The sequence below is a fragment of the Flintibacter sp. SJQ-8 genome, assembly GCF_054108085.1.
In genome coordinates this window covers 190,713-202,434 of the sequence record NZ_JBPJWR010000016.1, presented here as the reverse complement: position 1 = coordinate 202,434, position 11,722 = coordinate 190,713, and the positions used below count along the sequence as shown (strand labels likewise).

Below are 11,722 nucleotides of genomic sequence, written 5' to 3'. Positions count from 1 at the left end.
GTATTGGTGATTATGGCCGGTTATCCGGCCTCTTGCTCGGACTCCTGTCCTTTCTGAGCAAAGTAGAGGGCAAGCGCCTCGTCCACAATGCTGTCGAACTCTTTCTGGCTGATGCTGGCGGTAAAGTATTTCTTGTAAATCGCCGGTTTGACCTTGAACGCCGTAGCCGTGGATTTCTTTGGTTTCCGGTTAAACTCGCCGGACAAAATCTGTTCGGTACGCTCCGGGGTCAGCTTTCCGGTATATTCCCGCAGCAGGACAACCTTTCCCTCATTGACCTTGTACTCGCTTCCCGAAAGCACATCGTCAACCATCTGCTGTTCCTGCTCGGTCAGATAAGAGAGCTGCACAGCTACCACAATCGGGAACTCGGCATCATCAATTCGCCTTTTCAGCGGAGTAATCAACTCATTGATGCGGAGATAGTTTGCAACAGCACGGCCTTTCAGGTCATATTCTGCGCCCACAACATCACGGCTTTTCGACTTGTGGCACTCGATGCCACAAGTCCCGTTTTCCCTGATTTCATCAGGGTTTTCAAGCCGTTTCAACTCCTCGACAATATCGTTCCGGCGCCCCTGACAGATCATTCTGGAATAGCGCAGAGTCAGCACCGCCGCTTTTTCAGAGGGCAGCATTTCGGAGAAGGAGCGTTGCAGGACATTGGTTTCGATCACATAAATCCAAGCATCTTCATCGGAGAGATTTTCCTTGACGATACAGGGAAGTTCACGGTTTGCAATAGCTGCGGCGTTCTGCCGGTTATGACCGGCCAGCATTTCATACTCAAAGCCATCTTCATCCCGTTCGATCTTGCGGATGATGGCGGGATTCAGGACCCCATGTTCCGAAATGCTTTCTACCAGATCATTGAGCCGGTCGCCCTCATACAGCCGGAACGGATGGCCTCGGAAAGCACGAATGGCCTGCGGGGGAAGGGTGATGATGGTGTTCTTGGTCGGCAAGGATACGGAAGGGGTAGGTTCAATAGGGCTTTCTTCTGCGGCATCCAAGCCCAGAAGATCGTCAATGGACTTGATGCGCGGATTGATTTTAGGCATTTGCCAGCACCTCCTTTGCAAGTTCCAGATAGGCAAGAGAGGCGGGGTTTGCCTGCTCCAGCTCCATGACGCTCATTCCGTAGCTGTTTGCATTCCCCACCTTGACCGTGTAGGGAATCTGACAGTTGAAGATGGGGAGCGATTGAAACGCCTTTGTGACCTGACCGTATGTACGGCGATACAGGTTCGTCCGCTTGTTGCATTTGGTGAACAGGATACCGCCGATCTCAATGCTGGGATTTAATTTCCGCTTGATTTTCTTGATGGTGTCCACCAACGCCTGCAAACCGGTCAGAGCGAACAGTTCCGGGTCAATCGGGATGATTACCTCGTCGGCAGCCGTTAAAGCGTTGATGGTCAACGAGCCAAGAGAGGGGTTGGTGTCCACGATAATGTAATCGTAGGACAGCCGCAGAGGGTTCAGCAGAGCGGCCAGGTAATCATTGCTGTCCGGCGTCATCAGCAGATTTGCCTCCGCAACGGTGAGAGATCGGCTGGAAGGGATCAAGTCCACAGAGCCGATTTTCTGGATGAACTCGTTGGTATCCGGCAGAGATTCGTCCAGAAGCAGATTGGTGATAAGAGTCCCGGTATTATAGGGCGCCTGGGTCGGCAGGACACCGAAACTGGTGGTGAGGTTATACTGGGGGTCAAAGTCAACTACCAAGACCTTCTTGCCCATCTCGGCCAGCGCATAGGACAGATTTCGGACCGTGCTGGTCTTGGCTACCCCACCTTTCTGGTTGGCTACAACAATTATTTTCCCGCTTTCCATGATAGAAAACCTCCTATATTTTCGTGGAATTTTTGTGATTTCAAGCGTTTGTTCAAGTATGCGTCACTGGCCATAAAGTCGATCAGATTGACCTTCGGGATGATAAATGCCGGACCATGTGAAAGAGCTTTTAGCTTTTTCGTTCTGATCCATTTTGCGACCGTAGATGCCGTGGCGCCTGTTAATTCCGCGGCCTCTCTCGTGGAAACTATGTCGGGAATATCCCGGAAACTCTCTATGTAGTATTTTCGCAGTTCCTCCGTTGTCACAGATTCGGGAAGCAGGGGCTTGACTGCGTATGTCCCGCTATATGAGCCGGGGGGAAGTTTGTATTTTTCGGGGTGGATTTCCCTGCGCTCAAGGTAGCGAACTATGTCTTTCATCTTTATGGTGTAATTCCGGGTCTTTTTCCCACTCTGTACGCAGGGAACCAGGCCGGATTGCAGCAGATAACGAGCTGTGCGTTTGCTGATATGACAGATAATGCGGAATTGCTCTTTTTGGACTGTTTCTGGGTACTGATTCAGCAAATAGCGATACTTGGATACCTGTGCCACATTACTCGCCTCCTTTTTCCTGCCACAGACGCTCAAATGTATCCATCAATTCCTTTTGGAGAGGGGTCTTTCGGCGGATACGGCGGTAATATGGGCTTATCAGAAAGTCCAGCATAAAATCCTTTGGGACGGTGTACTGCTTTCCAGGCTGGAAAGCCTTCAGAATCCCTGTGCTGATCCACCGCACGATTGCCGAGGACGAAAAGCCTGTGATCTGCTGAATATCCTTTACGGAAAGTAGGTCTGAGTAGGGAGAGAGGTGTTCGTCATAGAATGTTCTCATAGCACAGATATAGGGACTGTCTGCTTCCTGTCTGCACTCACGCCGATAGAGATAGGCAAGAATGTCCGTCAGCTTGATTTTGTGGCTACGGATCAGGTGGTTTTGCTCAATAGTGTAGGGAATCTCACCTTGTTGCTCCAAATTGTAGGCGGTCTTGGGACAGATGTGGCAGATCTCGCATAGTTCCCGTTTGGTTACATAGGCGGGATACTTTGCGACGATGTCGGGGTAATACTTAGTCAAATCCATGTGCAGCACTCACTTTCTTGTTCATCTGTCATTGGTAGGTGAGGTACTTCACTGGCGTGTAAAATATTGGATTTTGAAGTGGGTTCAAATAAGATCAAGTTGTCTAATCAAAATGGTGATTTGCATTTTCGTGAAATGGTATGGGTGTGAATACCCCCAATCTGGCGTCCAGTTCTATCCTTGTTCTATCCTCCGGTCATAATTCGGGGCAAAAATGGGAAGAACTCGGAAAGCCCTGTGGGTTCAAATAAAAACGAAAAACGGAAGCCAAAATCCGCAGTATACCGCAGCTTTTGGGCTTCCGTTGTGTACTTCCATCTTCGCTTAATTTCCACCAAAAATCACAAGGGGGAAATGACTCGAAATCAGTTGACGGGTCAAACCGTCCGGGGGTTCGAATCCCTCCATCTCCGCCAGAGCCTGCAGTGGTGATTCCACTGCAGGTTTTTATTTATGCCAGCTGTTCCTCTTTTTCAGGGCGGTTGAACATCCCGTTCATGGCGTTTGCCGAAGCCTCCTGTGCCGAGTAGTCGAGATAGTCCCGGCAGTAACTTTTTTTGAAGAGTCTCCGGTACATCTCCTGCTTCTCTTTCTCCTCCAGCAGGATGATTCCTACTGCTGGAATCAGAGGTAGTGTTCGGAAGCTGGATTTGGTTTTCAGGACATCCTCGCCCATCGGAACGAACTTTCCATCCACCTCTGCTTCGATGACCTTGTGACTGATGGAGATTGTCTTGTGTTCCATGTCGATGGCGCTCCACCGCAGTCCGAGAACTTCGCTTCGCCGCAAGCCATAGTAGGCAGCAATTTTTACGCACAATTCCAGCGGGTCACCAGACACTGCGTCGAACAGGGTAAGCATCTCTTCCTCGCTGTAGAAGCTACCGTGGAACACATTCTTCTTGGGACGGTCTACCTTGTCGGCAGGATTCTTGAGCAGGATATCCTTCTTAACCGCTGTCTGAAGTGCCTTTCGGATGATTGCGTGATAATGAATGACCGTGTTTGTCGTGCAGTCGTCCGCCAGAATGCTCTGGTAGAATTCCTCAATTGTGCTGTGGGGTCACTTCCCGAAACTGGAGTCCCAGCGGCGTGAAGTATGGCCGGATTCTTGCTTTAATCATATTAGAGTAGCTTTGGTAGGTCGCCGTTGCAAGTGAGCTGCGGGTCGATTGAAGCCACTTTTCCATGTACTCGGTAAACGGGAGCAAGGCATCGGGATGCGTATTCTCTGGCAAGCTCCTTTGCTTTTGCCTCTCGTTCCAGCCGTTCTTCTTCCTCCCGCTCATACTGGAGCCGGATTTCATCAAACGCTTTCTGGGCTTTGCGTGCGCTGGTTCCCTCGACGGGAAGTCGCATGGGTACCCATTTACATCTGCGGCGGCCATTGACCTTCAGGTAAAGAACCGCATAGTAAAAACCGTTTTTTTGCTGCAGGCAGCCTGTTATCATAATGTCCTCCTATTCTATAACAGGTAGTCGTATTGCCCGCCATTGACATCCCAAACATACCACAACACTTTGGGAATAGCTATATTCCAAGTGGAGAAATACCACTCGACTTTTCTACGCTTTTCGGCAAACGACCTCTTGTTTTCTGAACGATCTGCCAATTCGGCTCATGATAAATTGATGCGACACATATCCTCACCCATCAGGTACTCGATTACACATACCTTCGGGATCTTGTAGGCTCTGCCTACCTTCTGCTGTGTGACGCCTTTTGCTTCAGCGATTTCGCTCTCTGTTTTCCCTTCGATGCAATACTGCCGGAGTCTGTAAAACTGTGCCCCAGTCAGTATGCTTCTGATCCCAGAAACCGCCGCCTCCGCACAACGAACCTGATCTTCTCTGACCTGCCTTTCCTCTGCCAAAGCATCCTCATTGGGAACAGCAAGGGCGGCTTCCGGAACCATGTCCATAGATGTGGTGTGGTCGCTTTCCTCCACATCGTTTTTGTCCTCTGCGTGAAAGTCCTGGTCCGACCACCTCTTCCAACGGCGAAACTCTGCTTCATCGGTGAAATCAGCGCAGGTCAGGCAGATCAGATTTCCATCGGCGTCTGGAAGTACAATGGCGTCTGGATTTTTCTTGTTCAGTGCGTAGATGCTCCGTCTGTCATACATTTTTGGTTCCTCCATATTCTGAAATCTGTTGGATGTAAATTTCAGAACACAGGAGGGCTACGGCAGCGAGGCTGCCCAAAGGGCGCAAAAAAGCCCACAGCGACACCGCTGTGGGCATAAGGATATTCGAGGTTAGTGGTGGTGGGCGGGGGAGGCATATCCTCAAAAGACCGCAAAAAGTCAGGGCATCCGATGCCCGTACTTAGAGGGATGAGTGTGGGCCGCCTTTGGACAGCGTCGACAGTGCCGCAGATGTGAGGATACCTCATAAGAACCGCCTGTCCCGGCTTGGAGCCATGTTTTTTCATTGTCGTGCAGGTTCGGCCTCTCCGCTCAAAGCAGGAGATCACGACAGAAAAGCGGAGAGATTGCTGTATCGCAGTCTCTCCGCTTTCGACATGGATGGCTGTTCAGAAGCTCTGAACAGGGGGAGGTATCAGATGGTGTGTTCTCAGTGGCCGAATGCCTACTGGATCTTTCTTAGGCGGATATAAAATGCTGCTTCAACTCCCATGTTTGTTGCCTGCCGATTGGCCTCTTGCATCCTACATTTTGCTGACAACAGTCCTGATATCTACCACTATAAAGGCTATCCCTCGCTTATTCATCTGCCTCCGATCATCCTTCTGGTAATCGCTCAATTGTATGCTTCCGTCGATAGCTGGACCATAGTTGAAGTCCACTGGGACAAACGGGCTGGTAACGTCACATAGCTGCCGCGTTCAGCCGGATGCATCTGTTCCTGTGTTCATTTTTGAAATGATGTCAGAGAGGAAGCTGTCTGCGTTCCCGGACCTCAGGTCCTTTTTCTGAAGCAGCAGCGCGCATTCATCGTCGCAGACCACAAGCCACAGATGCAATGATTCAAAGGCGCTCTTTATCCGTGTATAAGAGAGATGTTCTTCGTTCTCCTCCGTGCAGATCGTTATGCCGGCATCCTCGAAGCGGATGGCGGTTTTGAGCTTTTCCCAATCAACGGTGCGCCGCAGCTCCAGCGCTTTCTGCGCCTCCTTTTTGCAGGACGCCGGTATGCGCGGCGGCGTTCTTCCGCGAGCAAGGGCAAACTCCAGCAGGCCCGCAATGATAACGGCTCCGCCCACAATGATTACATCGGTGGTTCTTGGCGGCATCAAGCCGAGAATCAGCGTCAAAAGGCCCAGCGCCAGCAGGAACACGCCATAAATGCGGTAGCGCACCTTCCGCTTTTCGCGCGCCGGGCCTTTCGGGCCTTTCGCAGCGTGAGTTCTGATGCGGTCTATCGCATTCCACATAGCGGGGCAGCGCCGCCGGCTCTCAGCTTCCAAATGCCGGTGCAGCAGTTCCGCGGTTTCTCTGTCCACAGCGGGATCATCGTAGTTGCTTATTTGAAAAAGATACATGGTGCTTCTCCTTTTTTGAAACCGGCCTCTTGAGCGTGTCAAAAAATTCGTTCACAGCATATCGGACTGTCGCTTGGCAGTCCGATATGCTGTGATGTGCTGATAAGTTCCTTGCATGAGAACTGCCGACCGCCTACGTCCTATTTTTCAAACAGGTACAGCAGGTACCCGTAGCCCTCGGCCTCCATCCTCTCGTATGGGACGAAGCGCAGGGCCGCACTGTTGATGCAGTAGCGCACGCCATTGGGGGACTCCGGATCGCCGGTGAACACATGACCAAGGTGAGAATCTCCGGCACGGCTTCTGACCTCTGTGCGGCGCATGCCGTGGCTCAGGTCCTCCAGTTCCACCACAGCAGGCTCTTCAATGGGCTTTGTGAAAGCCGGCCAGCCGCAGCCGCTTTCGTACTTATCCGTGGAGGAAAAGAGCGGCTCGCCGGTGACGACATCCACATAGATGCCCTTTTCAAACTTATCCCAGAACTCGCCTGTGAAAGCGCGCTCCGTGCCGCTCTCCTGCGTAACACGGTACTGCTCTGCCGTCAGCTTGTCCCGGATGGATTCCGCCGCGGGCTTCTGATAGTCACCCGGATCGATGCGCAGCCTGGAGAACAGCTCCATCTCCGCTTTTGGAATATGGCAGTAGCCGTTTGGATTCTTCTCCAGATAGTCTTGGTGGTACTCCTCGGCGGGGTAGTAGTTCTTGAGTGGGCCGATCTCCACGAAGAACTTTTCACTGCGTCCCCGCTCGATCTCCGCGATTCGCTCCACCGTTTCCTTCGCACTTTCGTTGGTGTAATAGACACCGGTCTGATACTGGCTGCCCCGGTCGTTGCCCTGCCGGTTCTCCACCGTGGGGTCGATCACATAGAAGTAGGCCAGCAGCAGGGCGTCGAGACTCACCTGTCCGGGGTCATACTCCACCCGCACGGTCTCTCGAAAGCCGGTCTCGCCCTTGCAGACGGTCTTATAATCGGCGTCCGTCTCGCAGGTGCCGTTGGCATAGCCGCTCTCGGCATCGATGACGCCGGGGATGGACTGCATCAGCTGTTCCATGCCCCAAAAGCAGCCGCCCGCCAGATAGATGACATTTTCCGTGGTATCCATATACATGCTTCCTTCACCGGACATATCAGAGGGCTGTCCGGTCCTTTCCTTCTCGTCCGTTTTCTGCGACATATTTTTCTGCCCGGCAGTGCAGCCGCTCAGCAGCAGTAGCGCAGTGAGCAGAAGCGGCAATACTCTCCGATACACGGTGTTTCCCTCCATTCTGAGATGATAAATTCGTTTGTCAGCCCATATCGGCGGCAAGAGCCTGGTCGATGAGCTTTTGCAGCGTCTCCGCCTGCTTCTTTTCCGTGATGGCGCCTACGATGGGGTCGCCCACAATATTGCCGTTGCGGTCAACCACATAAGTGGTGGGGTAGGCAAAAATGTTTGTAGTGAACTTTCCCGCCTCGCCGTCGGAATCGAAATACACATTCTGATAGGTGGCGCCCTTCTTGGCCAGCACGTCCTTCGCCTCGGAAATCGCTGCCTCGTCGCCGTCCAATGTGAAGGTGTTGACACCGATAAGTGCGCCGCCCTTCTCCGCGAGTTCCTTGTTCAGTGCGTCCAGCTCGGAAAGCTCACCCACGCAGGGATTGCAGGTGGTGAACCAGAAATTCACCACGGTGACGGCGTTGCCGGAGAACAGCTCGTCGCTCTTCACCGCGTTGCCGTCCAGGTCTTTCCCCTCAAAGGCGGGGAATTTCTGCATACTGCCGTCATCGGGAGGGTTGCTCGTGTCGCTGCCCGCAGGCATGCTCATATCGCCGTCCATGGATTTCTGCATGATCTCGGGATACTTCTCTTCCAACTCGGTCAGCTTGTTTTCAATATTGCTGATCTCCGTGGCTGACTCCTTCAGCCACTCATACTCCTTGTCGGTGAACTGCTCTTTCGCGGTCTCGACGGTATCCAGCAGGAAATCACCATAGTTTTTCCCGTCCTCGACCATGGCCATGCCCTTGTCGGCCTCCATAAAGACCTTTTCCCACAGCTCGGTATTTTCCGACAGGATCGCGTTCTCCCGCTCCAGCAGTTCCTTGTGCAGGGTGAGCGCCTCCTCGGCGGTTTTCGGCTCGCCGGTCATGGCGGAGCCGTTGCCGCTCATGTCGCCCATCTTGTCATTGTTCTTCGTGCCGCAGGCCGCCAAGGCCAGCACCATCAGCACGGCAAAAGCCAGTGCAAAAATTCTCTTCATGTTCATTTTGATTCCTCCATCGTTGTTTTCTTTGGTGTTTCTTTCCCGTTGCCGAAGCCGTAGCGGAAGCTCACGGCTCCCGTCGGACAGGCGCGGACGCACATTCCGCAGCGGATGCACTCGGTGTGGTTGGGCGTTTTCGTCACATCCACATCCATCTTGCAGGCTCTGGCACATTTTCCACAGGAGACGCACTTACTCTTGTCCACCTTCATCTGGAAGAGGGACACCCGGTTGAACAGCGCGTAAAACGCCCCCAGCGGACAGAGCCACTTGCAGAAGGGACGGTAGAATACCACGCTCAGCACGATCACCGACAGCAGGATGCTGAATTTCCATGTAAACAGCTTGCCCAGCGCCGCCCGGATGCCGGAATTGGCAAGGGACAGCGGGATGGCTCCCTCCAGCACGCCCTGTGGGCAGAGGTATTTACAGAAGAACGGGTCGCCCATACCTACATCGTTCACAAAGAACGCCGGCAGCAAGAAGACCATCACCAACAGAATGGCGTACTTGAGATAGGTCAGGGGTTTGAGTTTCTTTGTGGAGAGCTTCTTCGTGGGGATTTTGTGCAGCAGTTCCTGAAACCAGCCAAAGGGGCACAGAAAACCGCAGATGAAGCGTCCCAGCAGGACTCCCAGCAAAATGAGGAAACCTGTGATATAATAGGAGAAGCTGAACTTGGACGAGCCCACCACTGCCTGAAACGCCCCGATGGGACAGGCACCGGAGGCCGCTGGGCAGGAGTAGCAGTTCAGCCCCGGCACGCAGGCGGTTTTCCCTGCGCCCTGATACAGGCCTCCTTTGAGGAAGTTCGGCAGGTGCAGGTTGGTCAGCAGCGTTGCACCCGCCTGGATCCAGCCCCGGAAGCGGGACATGGTCTGTGAAACGCCTGAAAACTTCTTACCCAATGCCCACACACTCCAGACATAATTTGATCGCTTTGCTCAGCACCGTCGCCGCCTCACCGCGCCATACGCCGAAGCACAACATGGCGATACCCACAACCAGCAACAAGGCCTGCGCCGCCGTTTTTTTTACATGGCTCAATTCCATCACCCTTTCACTTTTTCTGCTACCATCATAACGCAAGAGAGTTAAAGTCCTTGTTAAGAACGAAAATTTAACGCAAACCTTATCTGGGTTTGCTATAATTAAAAACAACATGAAAATGAATAAAGAAGGAGGGCTCTTATGCACCTTTTAGTAATTGAAGATGAACGCGCCCTGTGCGAAACCATCGTCCGCAGCCTGCGGCACCAAGCATACAGCGTGGACTGCTGCTACGACGGGGAGAAGGCGTTGGAGCTTCTGGGCGTGGAGCGCTACGATCTGGTGCTGCTGGATCTGAACCTGCCGGGGAAGGACGGCATGACAGTGCTGCGCACCCTGCGGCAGACCGACCGGGAGACAAAGGTACTGATTCTCTCCGCCCGGGGTGAGGTGGAGGACAAGGTGGAGGGGTTAGATGCCGGGGCCAATGACTATCTGGCAAAGCCCTTTCATCTTGCCGAGCTGGAGGCTCGCATTCGCAGCCTGACCCTGCGGCAGTTCACCCAGCAGGATGTGCTGCTGACCTGCGGCGGCCTGACCTTTGACACCCGCTCCCGTACCGCCACCGTCAACGGGCAGACGCTGACGCTCACCCGCAAGGAAACAGGGATACTCGAATACCTGATGGTGCATCAGGGGCGGCCCGTGAGTCAGGAGGAGCTGATGGATCACGTCTGGGACAACAGCGTGGACAGCTTCAGCAATTCCATTCGCGTCCACATCTCCGCCCTGCGCAAAAAACTCCGCGCCGCGCTGGGCTATGACCCCATCCGCAACCGCATCGGCGAGGGCTATCTGATGGGAGGCGAGGAGGAATGAAGCGGCTTTCCTTGCAGTGGCGCATCACCCTGATGACCGTCCTGCTCATCGGCATCACCTGCGTGGCCATGAATCTGCTGCTCTGCTCCTCCGGGGTGTACTATATGGACACCATTGCGGACAACTTACAGGGCGGCAGCACGGTAATCCTGAATGATGGCGGAGCGGCGAGCTTTGACCCGCAGCTCATAGCACCCAACGAGGAGCTGACCATCGTTGTTGATGGGGCGCAGGGGCTCTTCCGCACCACCAACTGGTACATCACGGCTGCAGTGACGCTGCTCAGCGGTATTCTGGCCTATTTTGTCAGCGGCCGCGCTCTCAAGCCCCTGCGAAGCTTTGCCTCGCAGGTGGAGCAGGTGCAGTTGAACAATCTTGCCGATATGAGGATCGACGAAGATGTTATTCCGGAATTCCGGCAGCTGAGCCGCTCGTTCAACCAGATGCTGGAGCGGTTGAACAATGCCTTTGCCGCCCAGCGGCAGTTCACCGGCAACGCGGCCCACGAGTTGCGCACGCCACTGGCACTAATGCAGGCGCAGTTGGAGCTGTTTTCCGCGGAGCATCCTGATGTGCGACCGGAGACGGCGGAGTTTCTCGCCCTCCTGCGGGAGCAGACGGAACGCCTAACCCGGCTGACCAAGACGCTGCTGGAGATGAGCAATCTGCGGCAGGTAGCACGGAACGAGCGGATCCAGCTTGCTCCCATGATCGAGGAGATCTTCACAGATCTTGCGCCGCTCTCAGATAAGCTCGGCGTCACGCTGACGGCGGAGGGTGACAGCATTATGACCGGCAGCGATGCACTGATCTACCGGCTGATCTTCAACCTGACGGAGAATGCTGTCAAGTACAACCGGCCGGGCGGCTCGGTGCGGGTCTGTGTCACACAGGAAACGGAAAAACTCCTGATTCGCGTTTCCGATACCGGCTGCGGCATTCCGGAGAAGTATCAACAAAGCATCTTCCAGCCCTTTTTCCGGGTGGATAAGTCCCGCAGCCGCGAGTACGGCGGTGCGGGGCTGGGGCTCTCGCTGGTGTGGGAGATCGCCGATCTCCACGGCGGCTCCGTTTGGGTAGAGGAAAGCTCGGACAAGGGCACGACCATCGCGGTAGAGCTGCCGGCAGGGGCGGAAAACGATCCCCCCGGCGCGGATATCCCATAATAGTCCTCGG

15 protein-coding genes are annotated in these 11,722 nt (G+C 53.9%); 2 read left to right on the top strand and 13 right to left on the bottom strand.

The annotated features are described in order from the left end of the window. Nucleotides 1-20: 20 nt before the first annotated feature. From ACSAMP_RS12455 to ACSAMP_RS12395, 13 genes are all read right to left on the bottom strand, one after another. Entirely contained in the window at nt 21-1,061 is a 1,041-nt protein-coding gene (locus tag ACSAMP_RS12455) for a ParB N-terminal domain-containing protein (RefSeq protein ID WP_457800675.1), read from the bottom strand. Beyond that, nucleotides 1,054-1,836, bottom strand: a complete 783-nt coding sequence (locus ACSAMP_RS12450) for a ParA family protein (RefSeq protein WP_457800674.1) — start codon at nt 1,834-1,836, stop codon at nt 1,054-1,056. Before ACSAMP_RS12450 ends, ACSAMP_RS12455 begins: the two co-directional genes overlap by 8 nt. Continuing rightward, on the bottom strand, nt 1,818-2,393 hold the full coding sequence (locus ACSAMP_RS12445) for a helix-turn-helix domain-containing protein (protein WP_006354099.1): 576 nt from the start codon (nt 2,391-2,393) through the stop codon (nt 1,818-1,820). Before ACSAMP_RS12445 ends, ACSAMP_RS12450 begins: the two co-directional genes overlap by 19 nt. A 1-nt stretch (nt 2,394) precedes the next feature. Continuing rightward, nucleotides 2,395-2,925: a helix-turn-helix domain-containing protein gene (locus ACSAMP_RS12440; RefSeq protein ID WP_025544194.1), complete on the bottom strand. Its 531-nt coding sequence runs from the start codon at nt 2,923-2,925 to the stop codon at nt 2,395-2,397. A gap of 451 nt (nt 2,926-3,376) precedes the next feature. Further along, nucleotides 3,377-3,787, bottom strand: coding sequence for a site-specific integrase (locus tag ACSAMP_RS12435; protein ID WP_457800673.1), 411 nt, complete (start codon nt 3,785-3,787; stop codon nt 3,377-3,379). A gap of 184 nt (nt 3,788-3,971) precedes the next feature. Next, a complete protein-coding gene (locus tag ACSAMP_RS12430; RefSeq protein ID WP_457800983.1) occupies nt 3,972-4,115 on the bottom strand; it encodes a tyrosine-type recombinase/integrase in 144 nt (47 codons plus the stop codon). Next, nucleotides 4,051-4,377 (bottom strand): hypothetical protein, encoded by a 327-nt coding sequence (locus ACSAMP_RS12425; RefSeq protein ID WP_457800989.1) that lies wholly within the window; start codon nt 4,375-4,377, stop codon nt 4,051-4,053. The genes ACSAMP_RS12430 and ACSAMP_RS12425 overlap by 65 nt, the downstream gene beginning before the upstream one ends. A gap of 167 nt (nt 4,378-4,544) precedes the next feature. Then, nucleotides 4,545-5,051: a hypothetical protein gene (locus ACSAMP_RS12420; protein WP_457800672.1), complete on the bottom strand. Its 507-nt coding sequence runs from the start codon at nt 5,049-5,051 to the stop codon at nt 4,545-4,547. A 722-nt stretch (nt 5,052-5,773) separates the two neighbouring features. Beyond that, complete coding sequence (locus tag ACSAMP_RS12415; RefSeq protein ID WP_457800671.1) at nt 5,774-6,430, bottom strand: YcxB family protein; 657 nt, start codon at nt 6,428-6,430, stop codon at nt 5,774-5,776. Between the two features lie 140 nt (nt 6,431-6,570). Further along, nucleotides 6,571-7,683, bottom strand: coding sequence for a peptide-methionine (R)-S-oxide reductase MsrB (gene msrB, locus ACSAMP_RS12410; protein ID WP_457800670.1), 1,113 nt, complete (start codon nt 7,681-7,683; stop codon nt 6,571-6,573). A 37-nt stretch (nt 7,684-7,720) separates the two neighbouring features. Next, nucleotides 7,721-8,680, bottom strand: coding sequence for a TlpA disulfide reductase family protein (locus ACSAMP_RS12405; RefSeq protein WP_457800669.1), 960 nt, complete (start codon nt 8,678-8,680; stop codon nt 7,721-7,723). Further along, the gene (locus tag ACSAMP_RS12400; protein ID WP_457800982.1) at nt 8,677-9,552 is read right to left on the bottom strand and encodes a 4Fe-4S binding protein; all 876 of its coding nucleotides are present in this window, start codon (nt 9,550-9,552) and stop codon (nt 8,677-8,679) included. The genes ACSAMP_RS12405 and ACSAMP_RS12400 overlap by 4 nt, the downstream gene beginning before the upstream one ends. 25 nt (nt 9,553-9,577) lie before the next feature. Further along, the gene (locus ACSAMP_RS12395; RefSeq protein WP_173011513.1) at nt 9,578-9,724 is read right to left on the bottom strand and encodes a CD1871A family CXXC motif-containing protein; all 147 of its coding nucleotides are present in this window, start codon (nt 9,722-9,724) and stop codon (nt 9,578-9,580) included. 144 nt (nt 9,725-9,868) lie between these two features. Between ACSAMP_RS12395 and ACSAMP_RS12390 the strand changes: the two genes are divergently transcribed. After that, a complete protein-coding gene (locus ACSAMP_RS12390; RefSeq protein WP_457800668.1) occupies nt 9,869-10,546 on the top strand; it encodes a response regulator transcription factor in 678 nt (225 codons plus the stop codon). Then, entirely contained in the window at nt 10,543-11,712 is a 1,170-nt protein-coding gene (locus tag ACSAMP_RS12385) for a sensor histidine kinase (RefSeq protein WP_457800667.1), read from the top strand. Before ACSAMP_RS12390 ends, ACSAMP_RS12385 begins: the two co-directional genes overlap by 4 nt. The last annotated feature ends 10 nt before the right edge of the window (nt 11,713-11,722 follow it).

Bases quoted from the DNA above. Each gene is read 5' to 3' on its own strand.
- ACSAMP_RS12455 (WP_457800675.1), bottom strand. From the start codon at position 1,061: ATGCCTAAAATCAATCCGCGCATCAAGTCCATTGACGATCTTCTGGGC.
- ACSAMP_RS12450 (WP_457800674.1), bottom strand. From the start codon at position 1,836: ATGGAAAGCGGGAAAATAATTGTTGTAGCCAACCAGAAAGGTGGGGTA.
- ACSAMP_RS12440 (WP_025544194.1), bottom strand. From the start codon at position 2,925: ATGGATTTGACTAAGTATTACCCCGACATCGTCGCAAAGTATCCCGCC.
- ACSAMP_RS12435 (WP_457800673.1), bottom strand. From the start codon at position 3,787: ATGCTTACCCTGTTCGACGCAGTGTCTGGTGACCCGCTGGAATTGTGC.
- ACSAMP_RS12430 (WP_457800983.1), bottom strand. From the start codon at position 4,115: ATGGAAAAGTGGCTTCAATCGACCCGCAGCTCACTTGCAACGGCGACC.
- ACSAMP_RS12425 (WP_457800989.1), bottom strand. From the start codon at position 4,377: ATGATAACAGGCTGCCTGCAGCAAAAAAACGGTTTTTACTATGCGGTT.
- ACSAMP_RS12420 (WP_457800672.1), bottom strand. From the start codon at position 5,051: ATGTATGACAGACGGAGCATCTACGCACTGAACAAGAAAAATCCAGAC.
- ACSAMP_RS12415 (WP_457800671.1), bottom strand. From the start codon at position 6,430: ATGTATCTTTTTCAAATAAGCAACTACGATGATCCCGCTGTGGACAGA.
- ACSAMP_RS12405 (WP_457800669.1), bottom strand. From the start codon at position 8,680: ATGAACATGAAGAGAATTTTTGCACTGGCTTTTGCCGTGCTGATGGTG.
- ACSAMP_RS12400 (WP_457800982.1), bottom strand. From the start codon at position 9,552: ATGTCCCGCTTCCGGGGCTGGATCCAGGCGGGTGCAACGCTGCTGACC.
- ACSAMP_RS12390 (WP_457800668.1), top strand. From the start codon at position 9,869: ATGCACCTTTTAGTAATTGAAGATGAACGCGCCCTGTGCGAAACCATC.
- ACSAMP_RS12385 (WP_457800667.1), top strand. From the start codon at position 10,543: ATGAAGCGGCTTTCCTTGCAGTGGCGCATCACCCTGATGACCGTCCTG.